This window comes from Microbulbifer regidiadema (SeqCode), from assembly GCF_052467605.1.
The window spans coordinates 987,328-1,008,537 of the sequence record NZ_CP174316.1; the positions used below are offsets into that span (position 1 = coordinate 987,328).

Below are 21,210 nucleotides of genomic sequence, written 5' to 3' on the forward strand. Positions count from 1 at the left end.
TCATCAGGTCAGTCCCCCAGGATAAATTTTCCGCCTACTTTAACGCCACTATGTGACAAGTTCGCGGTTGTAATAATTCATTTACACACGCACGACATAATCGCCTCCGCTCTTATCCAGCACCCCCATAAAAATAAAAAACCACATTAATGGGAACCGGGGAGCCCCTGAATAGCCCTGTGATGCCTTCGGCTTGCAGAGCAACCCTCAATCGGGGCGCGGCTTCCTTGGAACCTAATTTGCAAGAACAGAACTCGGTAAGAGCAGAACTCGGCAATGATTTGGGCCATGTGAGTTGACAATTTTTTTGACCAGGAAAAAGCTATGAAACCTTCTCTGTTCCCGCGCGCATTACTGTCTGCGGCGATTATTTCTGTTGCCAGTATGGTACCGATATCCCAGGCTCAGGAAACGGCAGCTGGCATTCGCGGTTCTATTTCGGGCAGCAATGGCCAGGCCATTGACAGTGCGACTGTAACAGTGGTTCACACCCCCTCCAATAGCCGTCGCACCGTAGACGTTAGCAATGCTGGCCAATTTAATCTGAGTGGCCTGCGAGTGGGTGGCCCCTACACTATTACAATCGAATCCGACGAAGGTCAGCGTGTAATTGAGGATATCTACCTCTCCGTGGGTGATACTCTCCCCTTAAACCTAACCCTCGGCGCCAGCAATCTGGAAGAAGTGACCGTTCTCGGGCAGGCACTCAGCACATCCCGACTAGCGCTAGGTCCATCTTCCCACTTTAACAGCGACGACCTCAGCAGCGCGCCCTCCGTAAACCGGGATATCAAAGACGTACTGCGTCTCGACCCGCGCGTGTATGTCGATGAAGCCAATGTTGATGCTATCCAGTGTGCCGGTGCCAACCCGCGCTTCAACAGCCTCACAGTTGACGGCGTGCGTATGAATGACAACTTCGGCCTCAACAGTAATGGCTACCCCACTGAGAGAATGCCATTCTCATACGATGCAATCGATCACGTCGCCGTAGAGCTGGCCCCCTTCGATGTTCAGTATGGGGGCTTCAGTGCCTGTAATATCAATGCCGTTACCAAGTCCGGCACCAATGAATGGCACGGTTCATTTTTCTACGATTATACCGATGATGGTTTCCGTGGCGATTCCCTGGAGGGCGATGATATCGATGTAGCTAGCTTTGACGAAAAGCGTTACAACGCCACTTTGGGTGGAGCTATTATTGAAGACAAGCTGTTCTTCTTTGCCGCCTATGAGAAACTGGAGGGTGTTGCCACTTTCGATCGAGGCCCCGCAGGGAGCAGCTCTGCCACCCAGGTCCAGGGGGTTTCCCAGGAGCAACTCGCGGAGATCATCCGCATCTCCAACGAGGTCTATGACTACAATCCGGGCGGTCTACCCAGCAGCCTGCCAGAAGAAGACGAAAAGTTGCTGGTAAAACTCGATTGGAATATCTCCGACAATCACCGCGCCGCCTTCACTTACAACTATAACGATGGTTTCTCTATCGCCGAGGCCGATGGCGATCCCGATGAACTGGAACTCTCCAATCACTACTACGAGCGCGGTGCCGAGTTAAACGCTTACGTCGCACAGCTTTTCTCCGACTGGAGTGACATATTCTCTACAGAGATAAAAATTGGCTACTCCGAGCTGGACAACCGCCAGAACTCTCTGGGTGGAACCGATTTTGGTGAAGTGCAAATCACCACATATCACGATCACGACGGCGATGGCAGCGATTCCCGTGCAACCGTCTACCTGGGCGCAGACGACTCCCGCCACGCCAATAAACTGAGCTACGACAACCTGACGCTAAAGCTCGCCGGTAAATTATTGCTGGGTGAACACAATATCACTGCGGGCTATGAACACGAGAATTTTGAAGTCTACAACCTGTTTATTCAGGAAGCTGCCGGCGAATACCGCTTTGATAGCATTGAGGATTTTGAAGCGGGCATTAGCAACCGAATCACTTACGAAAATGCGGCGGGCAGCAACAATATTTTGGATGCTGCCACGGAATTCAGCTACAGCATCGACACGCTCTACGCCCAGGACGAATATACCTTCGCCAACCTGGACCTGACTGTGGTTGCCGGACTGCGCTACGACCGCTACAACAGTGATGACAAGCCGGTAGCCAATGCAGACTTTTTGTCTACCTACGGTTTCTCTAACCAGCACAATATGGACGGCCTGGACCTCTTACAGCCGCGCCTGGGACTCAGCTGGAATCTTAGCGATAACCTGGAGCTACACGGTGGTATTGGCCTCTACTCCGGTGGCAATCCCAATGTGTGGATCTCCAACAACTACTCCAATAATGGCGTCTTACAAATCGAAGCCCAGGATAGAAGCGGTACCTCTCTCTTCGATATGAGTTGGACCGATAGCGGCAATCCCATCTATGCAGTCCCCCAGGACCTCTACGATAGGGTTGCCAATAGTGATGGCTCTGTGGGTGGGGTCAATCTGATGGACCCAGACTTTGAGCTGCCATCTATCTGGAAGTATGCCCTCGGTGGCAGCTATGAGTTTGAATCCGGCTACTTGGCCTCCATAGACTATCTATACAGCGACTATCGGGATGCGGCAATTATTCAGGATATCGCCCTTGAGCAAATGGGCACCACTGCCGATGGCCGTTCAATTTACGGCAGTAGCAATGGTCGCAGTGAAGACTTTATGTTGACCAATGTAAATGGCGATTCCGGTTACTCCAGTGTGCTCTCTCTCGGCCTCAGTAAATCTTTTGATTTTGGCCTGAGTGTTGCCGTTGGTTACGCCTTTACTGAAGCTGAAGATGTCAATCCCATGACCAGCTCAGTGGCCTACTCCAATTACACCACCATCGCTACCGCTGATGCACAGGACCCAGGCACTGCGCCATCAAACTATGTGGTTCCCCACCGCTTCACATTGAAATTAGATTACGCCCAGGAATTCTTTGCCGGTTACGAGACCCGCTTCACGCTGTTTGGCGCAGCCAACGAGGGCGTCCCCTACAGCTACACATTTGCCAACCAGATCTTCGGCGATGCCGGTTGGGGGCGCGGCCTGCTCTATGTCCCCACAGGCAGCGACGATACCAAGGTTGTCTTTGCCGATGATTTTGACACCGATGCCTTTTTTGCCTGGGTCAACTCTGAGGACCTGGACAGCGGTACTGTGGAGCGCAATTCCCTCAACAGTGATTGGTGGGCCAAGTTCGATTTGCGTATTGACCAGCAGCTGCCCGGCTGGCGGACAGAAGACCGGGTTAATGCCTATTTTGTGATCGAAAACCTGGGCAACCTGCTCAATGACGAGTGGGGGGTTATGTACGAAGGTGGATTCCCCCGCTACCAGTCTGCGGTAACCGCCAGTATCGATGACCAGGGGCGCTATGTGTTCGAGGAGTTCCTCGATCCGGCGGGACAAACCCGGGTTGCCGATGCCTCCCTGTGGAGTGCCCGCATGGGGATTCGCTACGAGTTCTAAAATTCCCCTGATCAAGAAACAAAAAAGCCGCAATTTCTTGCGGCTTTTTTCGACTCAATTTTTAAGTGCTTCCCAACCAGCGCGCGAGTGTTTCTCGCAACAGGTCTTTACTCAGCGGTTTTGTCAGATAGTCATCCATGCCCGCCGCCAGACAGCGTCCCTCAAACTGCTCTTCTGTGGTACTCGTTACAGCAACAATGGGCAGGCGATCATCCGGTCGGTGCTCGGCCTCCCAGCGGCGCAGCATCTCGATAATCTGTGCGCTGTGATCCGTATTTTGCTGGCAGTCCACCAGTACCAGATCGTAGTGACCTTCAGACAAGCGAACCTGCGCATCATCTGCATCCACTGCAATATCCACCTGATAGCCAAGCGCCTGAAGCATCTCCTCAGTCACCCACTGGTGGGGCCTCGACTCCTCCACTAACAGCAGTGAGTAGTGACGCGGCTGATCCGCGCTACCGGTAATCACCCTGCGGCAGCTTCTTTTCACGCAGCCAAACAGCAAACCCACCAGTGAGTCATGCAGCTCTTTATGCGTTACCGGGCGGCCCAAATATTGGGCCGATGGCAGAAGCTGCTGTAAGCGGTCGAACTCACTTTTTTGTCCAAAACCACCGAGACAGACCAGGCGACTCTCTTTATCGCTCACCCCTTGGAAAGCTTCAAAGAAAGAGGTCATGGAGTCGAAAAGCGTTGAGTCCCCCATGGCCGGCGCCATCATTACCAGCTGCTTGCGCTCTATCGCCTGGCCCAGCAACTGCTGGACTTCGCTCTCACAGCCCTCGCACCAGCGGATCGATTTAACCTCCATCCCAAAAGAGCGCAGTACCTGTACCAACCCGGAAATAAACAGACCTTTTTGGTGGATCAGCAGAACTTCTGAATCCTGTAGTCTGCGGTCCGGGGTGAGGTAGGTTCTCTGATTTGGCTCGGTAGAACACTTGATCACTACCTGGTAGCGATTGCCATCCGGTGTGGAGTGCAGCTGTAAATAGCCGCCCATCGCTTCGGCCAAGCCCTTGGCAATCGACAGGCCCAGGCCTGTAGTGACCTGGTTGGTGTCCATACGGGAGAAAGCGCCGAACAGCTCGCTTTCATCCGGCAATATTTCACCGCAACCATCATCCATCAGAGTAATGGACAGTTGCCCCTCTACCGTCGTGATCGGGTTGTATGACACCTCACCCCAGAGTTCGCCGCGCTGAGCAATACCGGTAGCGGAGTCCACCAGATTGCGGATTAACTGGGCCGTCTTGCGGTTATCTCCCGTTACCATCACCGGGAGATTGTCATCAATCTGGAAGTTGAACTCCAGCTCCTGGCCGTGCGCCGCTCGCGCTGCGAACTTAAAGGATTTTTCCACCGTTTTAACCAGGTTGAAGGGCCCCTGGCGCAAACGGATATCCTTGCGTGCCACACGGGTAAACAGGCCGACATTATCAACCAGCTTGAGCTGTTGGCTGCTGGCAACCTTGGCCAGTTCCACCCACTCGCGCTGGCGATCACTCAGGGGCTCCGCTTCCAGCAGTGCCAGGGCACCGAGGGAGTCGGACAGTTGGCTGCGGAACTCCTGGCCGATATTGGCAATAAAATCATTGGTCAACTCGACAGCCGCTTCCGAATGTTTGCGCGCGGCTGCCAGACTGCTGGCCCGCTGTTGCAACTCCTGCATCGCCGACAGGCGCTCCCAATAATTTTCCGACTCGCGGCGCCCCTGGTGTGCCGTCAACCAGATAAAGGCGAGGGTTAAGGTCCCGTAGATAGTCCCCAAAATCACACCGGAAAACAGCGCCATTAGCGCTGCGGGCAATAGCGAGGTGGCGGTGAACCAGGTCAGAAAGCGGTGGTAGGGAGAGAATACGGTGGTAACACTGGAGCAAAAGATAACGGAGTAGATCCACAGGAAGTGGGTCTCAGGCGCAAACCCCATTAAGTAGACAAAATAAAATAAAGTGCCCCCCCACCAGACTGAACCGATAATCGAGAACAGAAAGTAGCGGTTGCGCCAGCGGTTCGGCCCGGAGCTATACAGGTGGTCGAAGCGAAAAACGTAGTAACCCCGAATCAGGGTCAACACCACCAGGCCGATGCCCATTGTCAATAATAGGCGCGGGGCTTCGAGGCGCATGTCCCCGATGGAGGCGGCGATCAAAAACGCAAAAAGGGAGAGCATCATGCCGCGCCGGGTATACTTGGCGATGCGCATATCCGTTGTGCGGCAAATACGTCTGTCTTTTTGTACCTTAAGCTCAGGGCGATCAAATATGGACATTGTGACCTTCCCTGGGAGACTGGGTATCCGGTGCCATTGAAGCCCCCTAGCCTATCCCTAGTACTTCAACCATAACGGTCTTTATAAGAAACCCCAGTAGCCCGAGACCCAGGGCAAGGAACAAGATAAAGGTTCCAAATCGTCCGGCCTCGGAGTCCTTTGCCAGATTCCAAACAATAAACACCATAAATAGAATTAGTGCACCGATTCCCAACCACAGGGAATATTCTTCAAACTGCTGAAATGTCATGCGTGCATTCGCTCAAAAAACTGGCGCGCATTGTACAGTGCTTGTGGACAGCTGGTAAGTCATTGGCAGAATCTAGTCGGCCACCGTACTATTTGGTGTGACTATAGATTCAGGCTCCCTGATAGTAATCGCCATCTTCTGCGGCGTGAGTACCGCAGCGGAGCCTGCGGACCTCTTTCTCCCGGTAGCGGCTATCATGCCAGCACCTGGGTAGCTGTTCACCCGATAAAAAGCATAAGTCCGTTTTATCGAAGACCTCGGGGTCCTGTATCTCCTCTCCCCAAAGGTATCGACCGACCACGGTAAGCTCATAAGGATTGGAAAGTGTGACGATATCAGCCACTTCGACCAAATGCTTGGTGGATATATCTTTGAAAAGCATAGTGGCACCTTTTTCCTCGCTGCTAATCCAGTATAGGGCTAAAGATGACACTTACGCCTAAAACCTTCCCTTTTCTCCGGGGCGGTACACAGGGGGCGGTGAGTATATTCGGATTGATGGGACTGCGGTGATGGAGCGGTGATGGAATGGCGGGCTGACCCAAAATCTGTATTCGGGCCAGCCAGGGAGAGAACTTACTAGCCCTCAATCGTCAAACGGGCGGAGACCATGCCCTCTTCAGCCAGGGCATCCAGGTTGATCGTGCGCACCGCCAATTTATCTCCCATTAAGCGGTTCAGCCAGGGCTGTAAGTCTTGATAGCGGACTTCCTCAATCCACAGGCGAATGCGATTGTCACCTTCGGGCTCAAAACGCTTAATCACAATCTGATTTTGTTTGGCAACACTGGTGACGCGTTGCAACAAAGTACCTGAGGCAGCACTAGAACCGCCACCGGCGGGTTTAATTCGCTCCAGAGTTGGACGCTGGCTCTCCATCCAGTTCACCAGCTCACGGTTTTCTTCCGCGCGCAGGCGGGCCTCATCAAAAAAGCCTTTTGCCGGGGCGTACAAACCATAAATAATAAAAATCACCGCCCCGAAGATGCCCAGCAAGCCCAGGGCTCTCTGATCACTGGGCGGAAGTGCCTGCCACTTTTGGCGCCATTGCTCGATCTGTTCTTTCATTATGTTGCTACCACCAATCTCTTCTCACGCTTGGCTGCTTTATGTAAACCGCTGGCTTTAACGTAAGCGGATACGGCCTGAAACGCCCTTTTTCAATTCATTCGCACCCAATAGGTCCGCTTTAATTCCACCGCCGGACAGCTTGCTGACAAATGCATCGAGATCAGACAGGTTTTCCGCCTGAAGCTGCAATACCATCTCCCCACGCTGGCCATCAAAACGCAGGGACTGCAATTTTAGTGCGCCCCCTTTGTGAGCTATCCAAATCTTACTCAACTGCTGCATCTGGGTAGAAAAAGCACCGCCCTGACTTCCCGCACCTTTCAGAAAACCCTCAAGCTGCCGGCGCATCTGCGCAGATGGCCGCGTATTGGGGAACAGCTCAGAAAACATCGCCCGAGCCTGCTCTTCCGCCTGATTGCCCTGCCACTGGTAAAAGGCTCCAGCCCCTACGAAAAACAGTAATTGGGCAACAAAACACGCGGCGGCCACCTTGGCCGGGCGCATCCACCACACCGCCGCACTCTTGCTACCGGATAACTGGTAATTTCCGCTTAACAGATTTGTCAGGGCCCCGGACTTAAACCGCTCGATAAATACGCTCTCGGCCCGCTGCGGGTTCAGCTGTAAACCTTCGCCAAACTGGGACTCCAGTTCAGCGACAATCAGCCCATCCCGCTCATCGGCTCCCAGTAACACTACCTGCTTACTATCGGTCGATTCGTCACTTTCGGTATCTTCTTCCGTGTCATTATCACCGCTGTCCACCAGCAGTGAGCCCAATAACGGCTGTAGGAAGTCGCGGTTCACGGTCAGGCCCTGCCCCACACCTTTCCAGATATGGGCCTGGGCACCATCCAGCCACAGACGGATATCACCCTCAACCAAGTCGAGCAGTTCGTATTCCGGCACCACAGCGGCCAGGGGCCACTGGAGGCGTTCAAGCTGGGAGTGAAGCGCCTCTATTTTTTCTAGATCAATGGCGTAAACGCTACAGAGATCGCCGGAGCGGGGCCGACATACAAAGTGCAGATCCTCGACGTCCTGAGCCAGGTGCTCCTCAACCATATAGCCAATGGCACTGGCCTGGCGGCGAGCGGCCTTGGGTATGGTTTCGAGGCCGCTCCACACCCAATTACCCGGCACGATCAGCAGCGCCCTGGCGCCGTCAGGGAGATGGGGTTGCGGGTATTCCGGCTCCTCTTCGGGAGCGACAAATTCCGGATTAAATGCCCGAGCAAACTCTACATCCAGGGCCACCTGTTGCCAGTTACCCTCTTGCCACTGATGCAGGTGCAGAGTCAGGTCGGAGGTTTCGCTCAACCGCAACAACTGCAAAGACGACTGTGGCGGTGCAGCAGGGGCTTCAATCTCGTTAATGCTTTTCTTTTTAAACATACAATTTCTAACTATTCGCTCTATTCAGTGCTTTCGTAGTCGAGTAGCTCCTGCATCATTTGACCAGAAAATGCCCGGCGCTGGCGCTGGCGCACCCGAACCTGGCCATCTGTGCTATCCCGAACCAGGGCGGACTCCCAGTACTGTCGGTATTCACCGCCATCTCCGAGTTGGACCGCAATACGCGCCAGAAAGTGCTGGCTTTGGAAAGTAAAAGGTCCCGTATTGACGATGTCGTAATCCGCGTATTCACTCGAGTCACTGATATAGCCGCCGGACTCACGAAACTGTACCAGCTTGGAAACGCTCGCCGCCGGCTCGATCGCTTCGATCAGCTCCTCCGGAGCCGTATTGATATTTACCAGGGTGCCCGTCTCCGGCAGAGCGCAGAGAAAAGGCACCAGTTTCTGCCAGTCCTCAGTCTCCATATCTATCACCGATGCCAATTCAGAGATATCGGTGATCATAATATCCGGCGTTCTGTGGGCGAGCTCCCTACCCAGGTAGCCGTCGTCCTCGGTACCCGATGTTCGCGGGGTATCGCCGTCATCCACCCAATCTGCAACTGAATTTGCCAGGTCAGACTTGCCAGTAACATTACTTACCAGGCGCTGAAAGATTGTAAATTGGTCGGTAGCGCTGCTATCAGACAGATTATTGACGTTAAAGCATGAATGTAAGTCTTTGATATTCATGCGAATCTTGCCGTTATCAGGGTTGAATTGCAGCACCGGGAAGGCCCAGTTCTCCAGGGCGTGGTCTACAACTTCACTATTTTCCTGATCGTCCTCAAAATCCTCTAATAGAGATACCCGCGTCCAGGCCTCCGCAGCTTCGACAAACTCGGCGAGCTGTGTATTGGCCAGCAGTGCACCGCTGCGGGAAATCGCAATTTGATCGCGCAATATAGCGTGGGATACCGCCGCGATGGCGATCACCATCACCAGCAGTACAACAATTAGAGCCACCCCTCTTTGACGCCCCAGCAACGCTGGCATATTTCTACTCTTCATTGCTTAGGTATCGTCATCGTCGTCGCCGTTATCGTCAGAAGAGGTGCCTTCCTCTACCGGTAACTGGAAGACGCGGCGAATCTCCCCGTACTGCCGGGTGACAAGCACAAGCTCTATGGCTTCAGGAAGACGGGTGTCAGCACTGGTTGTGGAAGTGGTGGAACTAACTGGCGGCCACTGGGCAACCCAGGCATCGCTGTCCGGGTCCAGGTATTGAAAACTCAGGCTTTCGACCCCCGTAAGTAGGGGCTCGGCGATAGATTCTGAATCTGGAGAGCGGTCCAGGATCTGCCAGCGACTGCGCAACAGCAAGCCGCCGATATCCTCATCCTCTCCAGTATTGCTGACAAGGGAGTCACTCTCCAGATCCTCGGCATAACCGATCGCGTAACTCAGACGCAACAATTCCCCCCTGGGTTCACCGGTCAGGTTTGCCGCGCCGAGGCGGGTGAATTCCAGTTCATCCTCATCACCGCGCAGCGCCGGTTCATAGCCGCTGTAAGCATTTTTGATGGCGCGGGCCGTAACTTGGCGAAAATCGTTATCGATGCGGTACATCGCCATGGAAAAGCGGCGCAGTTGCTCCGCACGCTGATCGACCATCTCTTCGGTGTCAAAAAAGAGCCCCAGCAGGGAAAAGGAGCCGACACTGATAATGGCGACCAGAACTAAAACGATAAGAACTTCAACGAGGGTAAAACCCGACTGACTGGGAAGGCGTGTCGACATATTCATCACTCCTCCGCAGCCCAGGCATCCAGGGTGAGGGTTGGAAACTCTGCATCCAAGTGACTGACCTCAATAATGATATGGCGCAGCCGCTCATTAGTGGTGGCCTCCACACGCGCGCTGACTTCCCACTCCCGCTGTCCCAATGACACCTGGTCTTTTTGTTCGCCCACAGGGGGCCAAGGGTTTTGTACCCGCACTTGGGAAAGCACTTGTTGAGCCACCCAGTTTGCGGCGAGGCGATCTTCCATCACCCGCTGCTGGCGCACACTGCGCTGCATTGCCTGTAGGACACTGGCGGCAATAACCCCAAAAATAACCAGAGCGATCAGCACCTCAACCAAGGTAAAACCGCGCTGAGTCCCCTTAAAATTCATCGGTCTGCCACTCTAGCTGCAATCCATTTAGGCTGGTATAGGAAATAGTCGCACCTCTAACATCATCGCCATTCTCAACGAGGTACATGACAACTTCCACCGGCAGCACCTCGCCACTAGAGAGGGCGACAAATTGCGGAACCAGCCGATCTTCATCGTTCTCTTCGCCGAACTCGGTGGACTCAGCGGCGGGCAACTCCGCCTCTGTAATAACCTCAAGGCGGATAATTTCCGGCAACTCATGGTTGGCAAAGCGCGCAGCGCGCCTGCCGGACATCACGGTATCCAGCGGCAGCCAGCTCATGGTTTCCTGTTCAAAATGCACCACGCTATAGGCGCCCTGCTTAAAAACAACACCGTAGTGCATCTTGTCGATCAGGGCTCGGTCCGCCACCAACTGCATCAGGGCCGACAGGCGCTGGGCCTCTTTTTGCCACATGCGCCCAGCAGAATTCCCCATCGACAGCGTCGCCATCCCCGCCAGCGAGGCGATGATGACGATCACTACCAAGAGCTCAATCAGTGTAAAACCACGGCTTCGACCGATGCTGTACATTGAATACAAGGTTCAGGTGTTACAGGTCAGTAACGTAGATATCAGCGGCTTCGCCTTCACCACCTGCTTTGCCGTCGGCACCTAAGGTGAACAGGTCGTAGTCACCGGCACTGCCTGGGCTGATGTATTGGTACTCGTAGCCCCAGGGATCTTTCGGCGCTTTCTTCAGGTAGGGTTCGGTCCAGTTTTTAGCTTCGGGGAAGCCGGAGGGACGGGAGACCAGTGCCATCAGGCCCTGATCGGAGCTGGGGTAGACAAAGTTATCCATGCGGTAGAGATCCAATGCGGTCTCAATAGCTTTCAGGTCAACCCTGGCCGCTTTCATTCGCGCTTCCCCGGTTTTACCGAGGACATTAGGTACAACCAATGCACCGAGGACCCCGAGAATTACGATTACCACCATAATTTCAATCAGGGTAAAGCCGCCACTTTTACGCAGGGTTTTCATTTTTCTCTCCTAATTCACTCTAACTCTGGGAACCCCAAGGGTCGCGATACCCTTCGTGACCCCAATTATTTAAAAGTCACCAAAACACTAAATTACACGATTCCCCAGCCTAAAGCAGTAATATGCCCAGCAAAATTACAGCCCCCAGCCCAACGAGAATCTTTAACACCTCAAGCAGTGTATAGCCGGCACTGCTGTATAAAGGTTTCATATCGACCACCTAAAACAGCGACACAATCGCTCTTCGACTGACACCTCTTTGAGCGTTAAACAACCAATTCGTTCATGCTGAGAATCGGCATCATAATAGCCATTACGATGAAGAGTACGATAGCCGCCATAATCAGTAGCATCAGGGGCTCAAAGATACTGACAAAGGCCGTGACCGCACCCTGTAGATCCTGCTCTTGCGAATCCGCCGCGCGCTGTAGCATTTCATCGAGCGTGCCCGAGGACTCGCCACTGGCGATCATATAGATCATCATCGGCGGGAAATAACCCACATCTTCCAGTGCTTTGCGCAGACTGCCGCCCTCGCGCACGCTTTTTTGCGCGGCATCGAGGCGATCTTTAAGGAAAGTATTGGTCATCACCCCGCCGGCGATACCCATGGCCTGAACCAGTGGCACACTACTGCCGGTGAGAATCGCCAGGGTACCCACATAGCGGGCACTCTGGGTACCGCGCATCATCCAGCCAATAAGTGGCAGCTCCAGCAAACGGTGGTGGAAACGATATCGAATTGCCGGGCGCCGCAGCATCATTACAATGCCAAAAATAAGCGCTCCGATTGCCGGTGGCACCAGCCAGCCCCAGGCAGCGATAAAGTCACTCATGGATACCAGGATTCGGGTGGCCAGCGGCAGGACCTGCCCGGTGCCGGTGAATACCTCGATCACATCGGGCACCACGTACACCATCAAACCGGTTACCACCAGCACACAGATAAATACCAAAACGACAGGGTAGATCAGTGCGAGCTGGACCTTCTGTCGAAACTGTTGCTGCCCTTCGGTGTAGTCACCGAGGCGGTCCAGAACCGCATCCAGGTGGCCGGAGTGCTCCCCCGCTTCCACCGTGGCGCGGTAGAGTTTGGGGAATGCCCGGGGGAAGCTGCCCAGGGCCAGCGCAAAGCTGTGCCCTTCCAGAATCTTGCCCCGTACTGCCAGTACCACCCGTTTGATTTTTTGGTTGCGAGTTTGGTTGGCAATGGCCCCCAGAGTTTCCTCCAGGGGAATACCCGCTCGCAACAGGGTGGACATCTGCCGGGTTAGCAAGGCCAGGTTTTTAACACTGAGCCCCGGGCTTCCTGACAGAAAACTGGCCCCGCCCTTCTCTTCTTTTTCAGTGGCCGCACTGACTTCCAGCGGTACCATGCCCTTGGCGCGCAGTTGCTGCCTGGCAGAGCGAGCGCTATCCGCCTCGAGCGTACCGCGACTCTTGCGCCCGGATGCCGCCAGCGCTGTATACTCAAAAGCTGCCACAATCAGGACTCCTGCGTAACTCGTAGTACTTCCTCGAGGGAGGTCCTACCCGCGAGTACTTTTTCAAGACCATCGTCGCGGATACTGGGGCCGAGTTTTCGGGCTTCGGCAACCAGCTTACTTTCTGAAGCGCGATCGTGGATCAATTGGCGCATTACCTCATTGAGCGGCACCAACTCATAGATACCGATACGGCCGACATAGCCGCTGTGATTGCATTCCTTACAGCCAGCGGGTCGATAGATAACGGTCTCTTCATCGGGCCCGACGCCGAGCACTTCACGCTCGCCGCTATCGGCGACGTGGGGTTGCTTACACTCGGGGCACAGAACCCGCACCAGGCGCTGGGCCAGAACCCCAATCAAGCTGGATGACAGCAGGAAGGGCTCAATGCCCATATCCACCAAACGGGTTACCGAACCCAAAGCGGTATTGGTGTGCAGCGTCGAGAGCACCAAGTGCCCGGTCAAACTCGCCTGGATCGCAATCTGCATGGTTTCCAGGTCGCGAATCTCACCGACCATCACCACATCCGGGTCCTGGCGCAGAATCGCGCGGAGACCTCGGGCGAAAGTCATATCGGCCTTGGTATTTACCTGGGTCTGCCCCACACCTTCCAGGTTGTATTCCACCGGGTCCTCTACCGTCAGAATGTTCTTCTCACGGTTATTGATACTGCCGAGGCCCGCATACAAAGTGGTGGTTTTACCGGAACCGGTTGGTCCGGTTACCAGAATAATGCCGTGGGGGTGTGCCAACAGGTCTGTCATCACGCGCAAGTCGCGATCCGCCATACCCAGCTTGCTCAGGTCCATTTTGCCCGCCTGCTTATCCAGCAGACGCATCACAACCCGCTCCCCCGCCGATGACGGCATAGTGGAAACACGGACGTCCACCTCGCGACCAGCCATCAACAGGGAGATGCGGCCGTCCTGGGGAACGCGTTTCTCGGCGATATCCAGCTTGGCCATTACCTTGATACGGGATACCAGCAGTGGCGCTAAAGCGCGCCGGGGTTGCAGCACTTCGCGGAGCACGCCGTCCACCCGGAAGCGCACAACCAGGCGCTTCTCAAAGGTTTCAATATGAATATCCGAGGCGCCCTGCTTGAGGGACTCCGCGAAAATTGCGTTGATCAACTTGACGATGGGGGCATCGTCTTCCTGCTCCAGCAAGTCTTCAGTCTCGGGCAGCGAGTCGGCGACCGCTGCCAGATCCAGATCTTCACCGAGTCCCTCAACCTCAGAGAGGTTACCCCCCTCTCTGTTTTCATACAGGCGCTGCAAGGCGCCCTGAAAAACACCTTCCTCTACGGCCTCCAAAGAGATGGCACCGCCACTGATGCGCTGCACTTCGGCCACCGCTGAAGGGCTCAGCGGCGCCACATATTGGCAGAGAGGTTTGCCTTCCTGTTCCGTTAGCAGAACCTTATGACGCTTTGCAAAAGCGTAGGGAAGGCGGCGAATGGTTGGAGTCCCTATTCCTGTATCAGCCGTCATTTAGCTTCTTCGACCTCCAGCACCTCGACATCCATTTCCTCTTCCAGGGATTCAACTACAGCGTCATCTACAGAGGTGGGGCTCTCGTTATAGCTGCCAGTTGGCGGCACCATATCGGGCAGTACATCTCCGCTGTGCCAATCCCAAATCAGGCTGGTGCGATCTTTCAGGAACATTTGCTTCTGTTGCATATCCATGTAGCGCTTGCGCGTCTCCTCGTAACCGGCCACTTGGGAGCTGAGGATTTTCGGGCGCAGGAACACCATCAGGTTGGTCTTGCTAACACTCTTTTCAGTATTTCTGAACAGGCGGCCAATACCGGGGATATCGCCAAGCAGGGGCACTTTGGATACAGTTTCACTCACCTGATCCTCCATCAAACCGCCCAGCACCAGAATCGCACCATCATCAATCAACACTTTCGTGCGGATTTCGCGCTTACTGGTCACAATGTCAGATGCACCTTCCGCCAATGCCGTAGCCGAAGAGAGGACATTCTCAACTGTCTGTTCAATTTCCAGTGTCACCGAGTTGTTGTTGTTAACACGGGGAGTCACTTTAAGGGTGGTACCCACATCCTCACGCTGAATTGTGGTGAAGGGGTCATCATTACTACCAGACAGTAATTGCTCACCGGTGATAAAGGGCACGTTCTGGCCAACCAGAATCTCAGCCTCTTCATTATCCAGCGCCATAATGGTCGGCGTAGACAGGATATTGGTGTTGCTCTCAGACGCTACCGCATTAATAGCCGCGCGAATATCATCGCCACTGAGATAGCCTAGGTTCAGGGAGCCGGCACCGAGCAGATCGGTTACTGGCAGGGAGAACGGGTTGAACTCATCGTCGTCATCGTAAGAGCCAGAATTGTTCCAACCGGCAACCGCATTACCACCGGCACCGGCGATCCAGCTGATACCCAGCTCACTGCCCGTACCCTCTGTTACCTCTACGATAATTGCCTCAATCAGAACCTGCGCTCTGCGCACATCCAAGCGGGCAATCACTCCCTTCATAGTCTCCAGGAGTGCGGGAGGTGCAGTCAGAACCAGAGCGTTGAGGGACTCGTTAACCTGAATGCTGACTTCAACATTTGCAGCCTGCTGGTCTTTCTCGGTGTTCTGGATGCTACCGCTCATGCCTTCGAGGATCGGCTTGAGATCTGCGGCATCGGAGTACTGAATATATACAACAGCGGTGTTGCCATCCCCATCCAGCGGCGCATCAAGGCGGCCGATAACGGTCTTGATCTGTTGGCGGGTGACCGGGTCTCCGGTTAGAAGAATACTATTGGAGCGCTCATCGACAGAGATACGCAGAGGCTGAACTTCTTTGCCCGCTTTGTTGCCGCTGGTTTGCAGCAGATCGTTGAGCACCTGTTGAACTTCCTTGGCGGAAGCAAACATCAGTGGTACCACTTCAATATCGATAGCGCCAGCTCGGTCGAGCTGCTTAACCAGGCGAATAATCTGATCAATATTGGCCGCGCGATCGGCAATAATCAGGGTATTGGTATCCGCATAGGCAGCCAAATGCCCAGTTTGCGGAATCAGCGGGCGCAGCATGGCAATCAGCTGCGAAGCGGAAATATTTTCAACCCTGACCGTGCGTACAACCAGGGATTCTGCCGGGGCGCGAGTGCTCTCATCGGCAACAGGTATCGCCTGCTGCTTGGCCAGTGCATCCGGAACCACCTTCCAGGTGCCGCCCTGCTCCACCAGGCTAAACCCGTTAACCTGGAGTACAGACATAAACACATCGAAGGCTTCATTGTGTGTCATGGGGTCACCCGCTACGACGGTGACCTTACCTTTAACATTTGGGTGGACAATAATGTTTTTGCCAGTGAAATCAGCGGCCCAATTAATCAGATCCCGAATATCTGCATTGTCGAGGGAGAGAGTTACCCGCTCCGGGCCCTGAGCCAGCGCTGCAGTACAAATTAAAAAACTCAACCCGACCGCAAGCAACCGTCGATAAAACATCTTCATCATTATTTATCTGGCTCTAGTAAGTGTTCAAAAAATCAAAACAATCTAGGTAGATAGTTTTATTTAGGCTGACGCTGAGCACGGCGCTCGCGAGCCAATTCACGCAGCTGCTCCATTCTCTCGCGAATGTCCTGCTGCTGTTCACCTCGTTGAGCAGTTCTTCTGGAGGAGCTGGAACTCGTGGTTCTCTGCCTGGAACTACTGACACCTTTCAAGGGTACGTTTGGTCTTCCATCCACTTCTGGGTATGTGAGCTTTTCCATCTTGCCATTGCGGCGAAGGACCACATGGTCCACCTCAACAGCGTAGAGCTCAGCACCACCGGGTAGCTGATCGCCTACGTATAAACGCTTGGAAGGTTTACCTTTCTCAGACACCAGGGCACTGGCTTTGGTTTTATTGGAGCTGTCAAAAACCCCAGATAAAACAATATTCAACTGAGTCAGAGGAATGTTTTCGAGGTCGACATCAGGCACTGATGCAGCCTTTTTCGGTTCAGCGCGACCAAAAAATGGGGTGCTGGGAAGACTGGCAGCTTGCGGAGAGGGAGCCCCTCGGGGGTTTTTACGCTCTGCCAACAGAGATTCCTGTGGATCACTGGGGATTAGCAAAGAGCCATAAGCAAATAAATTACCGGACGCCCACAACAGGCCAACAGCCAGTGCTGCCATAGTGCCACGGGAAAGGCCTTTACTGGACTCTCCTTCGGCAAACTTACTGCCGAGAGAGCCGACGGCTCGTGCTAGAGGGGACATGTACATACCCACATACAAGTTCAGTTTTTGAGGTTATTGGTTTTTGACGCCTATTCTCTTGCCTCAGCTCAGGAAAGGCAACGCTCTTTCGAGTTAAACACTGTAAACCTCCTTTTCGTCCCTGAAACTGTACACTAGTTCCGCAAACCGTCATCAAAAAACAAGAAAAGGCGACATTACGCCGCCTTTTCTAATACTAACCAGTACTGTAATCAGCGATTACAGCTTGGTTTCAAGCTCGGGAACCGCTTCAAACAGGTCAGCTACCAGGCCGTAATCAGCAACAGAGAAGATCGGAGCTTCTTCGTCTTTGTTGATGGCTACGATCACTTTGGAGTCCTTCATACCCGCCAAGTGCTGGATGGCACCGGAGATACCCACAGCGATGTACAGGTCGGGAGCAACGATCTTACCAGTTTGACCAACCTGCATGTCGTTGGGTACGAAACCTGCGTCCACTGCGGCGCGGGAAGCACCAACGGCAGCACCCAGCTTATCGGCCAGCTTGTACAGCATTTCGAAGTTGTCGCCGTTCTGCATACCGCGACCACCGGAGATCACGACGCTTGCCGCAGTCAGTTCGGGACGGTCGGATACAGCCAGCTCTTCGCCAACAAAAGAGGAAACACCAGCGTCATCTGCGATATCTACAGACTCAACTGCGGCACTTCCACCTTCAGCGGCCACTGCGTCGAAGGCAGTAGTACGCACAGAGATCACCTTGATGGCGTCGGAGCTCTGTACGGTGGCAATTACGTTACCGGCATAGATCGGACGCTTGAAGGTGTCTGCACTTTCAACCGCAACGATGTCGGAGATAGGCTGGACATCCAGCAGCGCAGCGGCGCGCGGCAGCATGTTCTTACCGGTGGTGGTGGCCGGGGCCAGGATGTGACCGTAGTCTTTGCCCAGGTCCGCTACCAATTTGGCAACGTTCTCAGCCAACTGGTGCTCGTAAGCAGCGTTGTCTGCCAGCAGTACTTTGGAAACGCCCTCTACCTTAGCGGCAGCTTCCGCTACAGAAGCGCAACCAGATCCGGCTACCAGTACGGCAACATCGCCACCGATAGCTTTAGCCGCAGCGATAGTGTTGAGCGTAGCGCCCTTCAGTTCGGCGTTGTCGTGTTCAGCAATAACCAGAATGCTCATCAGATTACCTTCGCCTCGTTTTTCAGTTTCTCTACCAGTTCCGCAACGTCGGCAACCTTGATGCCCGCTTGGCGCTCAGCCGGCGGCTCAACTTTCAAGGTCTTGGTGCGGGGAGTGATATCTACACCCAGCTCGTCCGGGGTAGTGGTATCCAGAGGCTTTCTCTTAGCCTTCATGATGTTGGGCAGAGACGCGTAGCGCGGCTCATTCAAACGCAGGTCAGTGGTAACGATAGCCGGCAGTTTCAGCTCAACAGTCTGCAAGCCGCCGTCGATCTCACGAGTCACCTTAACAGCGTCGTCCTCTACAGCAACCTCAGAAGCAAAGGTGCCCTGCCCCATGCCGGTCAATGCGCCCAGCATCTGGCCAGTCTGGTTGTTGTCGCCATCGATGGACTGCTTGCCCAGAATGACCATTTTTGGCTCTTCTTTATCAACAATCGCTTTCAAGCACTTAGCTACTGCCAGAGGCTGAAGCTCAGCATCGGTTTCAACCAGGATGCCGCGATCGGCACCCAGAGCCAGCGCAGTGCGGATTTGCTCTTGGCATTGCTTGGAGCCCATGGAAACGGCGACTATCTCGCTGACAACGCCTTTTTCCTTCAAGCGCACCGCCTCTTCTACTGCGATTTCGCAGAAGGGGTTGATAGACATTTTGACGTTGGCTGTATCAACGTCAGAGCCGTCCGCCTTGGGGCGAACCTTGACGTTGTAGTCAACAACGCGTTTCACAGCTACAAGAACTTTCATGGAAATCCCGTCTCAAATATGCTTTTTAACAGCCGCGACTGATAATTCACGTCGCGAACGGATACGGTGTTCTGGTCAAACAAGTGTTTGAACGGCGTGTATGGTGGCGGTTCTATAACGCAAAATCAATAGCCAAATGGAAGACCCTTCTGCCATTCACAAAATCTATTTCCGGGAATAAGAACCACCGATCCACCCCCATTAAGCCATTGAAATACAGCGTATTTGCCATAGCAAATGAATAGTCATGCAATTGGTAGGGTTGATTAAACGCCTATATAATCCGCCGGCAATATAAATGATAAGGCCGGATTGGCCGCGAAAAGTTGAATACAACTGCTGAGGAGAGTGCCGTGGAACGCGAATCAATGGAATACGATGTAGTGATCGTGGGTGCCGGCCCCGCTGGACTGGCAGCAGCCTGCCGTATTCGTCAGCTCAATGAAGACGTCTCTGTGTGTGTCGTAGAGAAGGGCTCTGAAGTGGGAGCTCATATCCTGTCCGGCGCTGTATTTGAGCCCACCGCCCTAAATGAACTCTTCCCCGACTGGAAAGAGCGCGGCGCCCCGCTCAACACCGAGGTTAAAGGCGACGACATCTACGTCCTGCGCAGCGAAGAGAACTCAATCAAAGTTCCCAATATGCTTGTGCCCAGCACCATGCACAACGAGGGCAACTACATTATCAGTCTCGGCAACCTGTGCCGCTGGCTGGCGGAACAAGCGGAAAACCTGGGGGTGGAAATCTTCCCGGGCTTCGCCGCTGCTGAAGTTCTGTACAACGAAGACGGCTCCGTAAAAGGCATCGCTACCGGCGATATGGGTATCGGCATGAATGGGGAGCAAAAAGACTCCTATATGCCGGGTATGGAGCTGCACGCCAAGTACACCCTGTTCGCCGAGGGCTGTCGCGGCCATCTGGGCAAGCAGCTGATCGAGCGCTTCAAGCTGGATGAAGATGCCGACCCACAGCACTACGGCATCGGTATTAAAGAGATCTGGAAGGTCCCCGCCGACAAACACCAGCAGGGCCTGGTTGTTCACACTGCCGGCTGGCCTTTGGAGCAAAGCTCCACCCACGGCGGTGGCTTCCTTTACCACCTGGAGGACAACCAAGTGGTTGTCGGCCTAATTACCGATCTGGCCTACAGCAACCCGCACGTGAGCCCCTTCGATGAGTTCCAGCGCTACAAGCACCACCCGGTGATCAAGCAATACCTGGAAGGTGGCGAGCGCGTTGCCTACGGCGCCCGCGCCATTATTAAGGGCGGCCTGCAATCCCAGCCGAAGATGACCTTCCCCGGCGGCCTGCTGATCGGCGACAACGCCGGTACCCTGAACTTCGCCAAAATCAAAGGCAACCACACTGCAATGAAGTCCGGCATGATCGCCGCTGAATCCGTAGTTGAGGCCCTTGCCGCCGAGCGCAACAGTGAAGAGCTGACCGACTACACCACCAAGTACCGCGACAGCTGGGCCTGGAAAGAGCTCCACATGCAGCGTAACTTCGGTCCCGCGCAACACAAGTGGGGCAATATCCTCGGTTCCGCTTATGCCTTCGTGGATATCAATATCTTCAAAGGCAAGCTGCCCTGGACCCTGCGCGATACCAAAGCGGACCACGCCCAGCTCAAACCTGCGGCAGACTGCGCAAAAATTGACTATCCGAAGCCCGACGGTGTTCTCAGCTTTGACAAGCTGTCTTCTGTGTTTATTTCCAACACGAACCACGAAGAAGATCAGCCTTGCCACCTGACCCTGAAGGACCCGGAGGTTCCGCTGAATCACAACCTGCCGATTTACGATGAGCCCGCGCAGCGCTACTGCCCTGCCGGTGTTTATGAGGTAATTGAAGACACCAACGGCAAGCGCTTCCAGATCAACGCACAGAACTGCGTACACTGTAAGACCTGTGATATTAAGGACCCAACCCAGAATATTGTCTGGGTAACCCCCGAAGGTGCCGGCGGCCCCAACTATCCAAATATGTAATTTGGTTGATCCAAAA

The 21,210-nt window shown here is 54.2% G+C and carries 18 protein-coding genes; 2 read left to right on the plus strand and 16 right to left on the minus strand.

Annotated features, from left to right (window positions below; genetic code table 11):
• Positions 1 to 324 precede the first annotated feature (324 nt).
• Complete coding sequence (locus ACJJIF_RS04980; protein ID WP_444931142.1) at positions 325 to 3,462, plus strand: TonB-dependent receptor; 3,138 nt, start codon at positions 325 to 327, stop codon at positions 3,460 to 3,462.
• A 61-nt stretch (positions 3,463 to 3,523) separates the two neighbouring features.
• Here ACJJIF_RS04980 and ACJJIF_RS04985 read toward each other — a convergent pair whose 3' ends face one another.
• The 16 genes from ACJJIF_RS04985 to ACJJIF_RS05060 all read right to left on the minus strand — a co-directional run bounded on the left by ACJJIF_RS04985 (position 3,524) and on the right by ACJJIF_RS05060 (position 19,203).
• A complete protein-coding gene (locus ACJJIF_RS04985) occupies positions 3,524 to 5,737 on the minus strand; it encodes a hybrid sensor histidine kinase/response regulator (RefSeq protein ID WP_444931143.1) in 2,214 nt (737 codons plus the stop codon).
• Between the two features lie 46 nt (positions 5,738 to 5,783).
• Positions 5,784 to 5,987 carry a DUF2788 domain-containing protein gene (locus tag ACJJIF_RS04990; RefSeq protein ID WP_444931144.1) on the minus strand — a complete coding sequence of 68 codons (204 nt, stop codon included), beginning with the start codon at positions 5,985 to 5,987 and terminating at the stop codon, positions 5,784 to 5,786.
• A gap of 109 nt (positions 5,988 to 6,096) precedes the next feature.
• Entirely contained in the window at positions 6,097 to 6,369 is a 273-nt protein-coding gene (locus ACJJIF_RS04995; protein WP_444931145.1) for an acetyltransferase, read from the minus strand.
• A 197-nt stretch (positions 6,370 to 6,566) separates the two neighbouring features.
• Entirely contained in the window at positions 6,567 to 7,055 is a 489-nt protein-coding gene (locus ACJJIF_RS05000; protein ID WP_444931146.1) for a type II secretion system protein M, read from the minus strand.
• Positions 7,056 to 7,112: 57 nt separating this feature from the next.
• A complete protein-coding gene (gene gspL, locus ACJJIF_RS05005) occupies positions 7,113 to 8,453 on the minus strand; it encodes a type II secretion system protein GspL (RefSeq protein ID WP_444931147.1) in 1,341 nt (446 codons plus the stop codon).
• A gap of 20 nt (positions 8,454 to 8,473) precedes the next feature.
• Positions 8,474 to 9,451: a type II secretion system minor pseudopilin GspK gene (gspK, locus tag ACJJIF_RS05010; RefSeq protein WP_444931148.1), complete on the minus strand. Its 978-nt coding sequence runs from the start codon at positions 9,449 to 9,451 to the stop codon at positions 8,474 to 8,476.
• Positions 9,452 to 9,469: 18 nt separating this feature from the next.
• Positions 9,470 to 10,195, minus strand: a complete 726-nt coding sequence (locus ACJJIF_RS05015; protein ID WP_444931149.1) for a type II secretion system protein GspJ — start codon at positions 10,193 to 10,195, stop codon at positions 9,470 to 9,472.
• Positions 10,196 to 10,200: 5 nt separating this feature from the next.
• Positions 10,201 to 10,572: a type II secretion system minor pseudopilin GspI gene (gene gspI / locus ACJJIF_RS05020; protein WP_444931150.1), complete on the minus strand. Its 372-nt coding sequence runs from the start codon at positions 10,570 to 10,572 to the stop codon at positions 10,201 to 10,203.
• A complete protein-coding gene (gene gspH / locus ACJJIF_RS05025) occupies positions 10,562 to 11,128 on the minus strand; it encodes a type II secretion system minor pseudopilin GspH (protein WP_444931151.1) in 567 nt (188 codons plus the stop codon). Before gspH ends, gspI begins: the two co-directional genes overlap by 11 nt.
• Before the next feature lie 19 nt (positions 11,129 to 11,147).
• Positions 11,148 to 11,576 carry a type II secretion system major pseudopilin GspG gene (gene gspG / locus ACJJIF_RS05030; protein ID WP_444931152.1) on the minus strand — a complete coding sequence of 143 codons (429 nt, stop codon included), beginning with the start codon at positions 11,574 to 11,576 and terminating at the stop codon, positions 11,148 to 11,150.
• 266 nt (positions 11,577 to 11,842) lie between these two features.
• On the minus strand, positions 11,843 to 13,060 hold the full coding sequence (gene gspF, locus ACJJIF_RS05035; protein ID WP_444931153.1) for a type II secretion system inner membrane protein GspF: 1,218 nt from the start codon (positions 13,058 to 13,060) through the stop codon (positions 11,843 to 11,845).
• A gap of 2 nt (positions 13,061 to 13,062) precedes the next feature.
• Positions 13,063 to 14,559 (minus strand): type II secretion system ATPase GspE, encoded by a 1,497-nt coding sequence (gspE, locus tag ACJJIF_RS05040; protein ID WP_444931154.1) that lies wholly within the window; start codon positions 14,557 to 14,559, stop codon positions 13,063 to 13,065.
• Complete coding sequence (gspD, locus tag ACJJIF_RS05045; protein ID WP_444931155.1) at positions 14,556 to 16,553, minus strand: type II secretion system secretin GspD; 1,998 nt, start codon at positions 16,551 to 16,553, stop codon at positions 14,556 to 14,558. Before gspD ends, gspE begins: the two co-directional genes overlap by 4 nt.
• Before the next feature lie 56 nt (positions 16,554 to 16,609).
• Positions 16,610 to 17,305, minus strand: coding sequence for a type II secretion system protein N (locus tag ACJJIF_RS05050; protein WP_444931156.1), 696 nt, complete (start codon positions 17,303 to 17,305; stop codon positions 16,610 to 16,612).
• Positions 17,306 to 17,524: 219 nt separating this feature from the next.
• Positions 17,525 to 18,454, minus strand: a complete 930-nt coding sequence (locus ACJJIF_RS05055) for an electron transfer flavoprotein subunit alpha/FixB family protein (protein WP_444931157.1) — start codon at positions 18,452 to 18,454, stop codon at positions 17,525 to 17,527.
• Positions 18,454 to 19,203 (minus strand): electron transfer flavoprotein subunit beta/FixA family protein, encoded by a 750-nt coding sequence (locus tag ACJJIF_RS05060; RefSeq protein ID WP_444931158.1) that lies wholly within the window; start codon positions 19,201 to 19,203, stop codon positions 18,454 to 18,456. The genes ACJJIF_RS05055 and ACJJIF_RS05060 overlap by 1 nt, the downstream gene beginning before the upstream one ends.
• 353 nt (positions 19,204 to 19,556) lie before the next feature.
• On the opposite strand from ACJJIF_RS05060, the gene ACJJIF_RS05065 reads away from it, so the two are divergent.
• The gene (locus ACJJIF_RS05065; RefSeq protein WP_444931159.1) at positions 19,557 to 21,194 is read left to right on the plus strand and encodes an electron transfer flavoprotein-ubiquinone oxidoreductase; all 1,638 of its coding nucleotides are present in this window, start codon (positions 19,557 to 19,559) and stop codon (positions 21,192 to 21,194) included.
• Positions 21,195 to 21,210 lie beyond the last annotated feature (16 nt).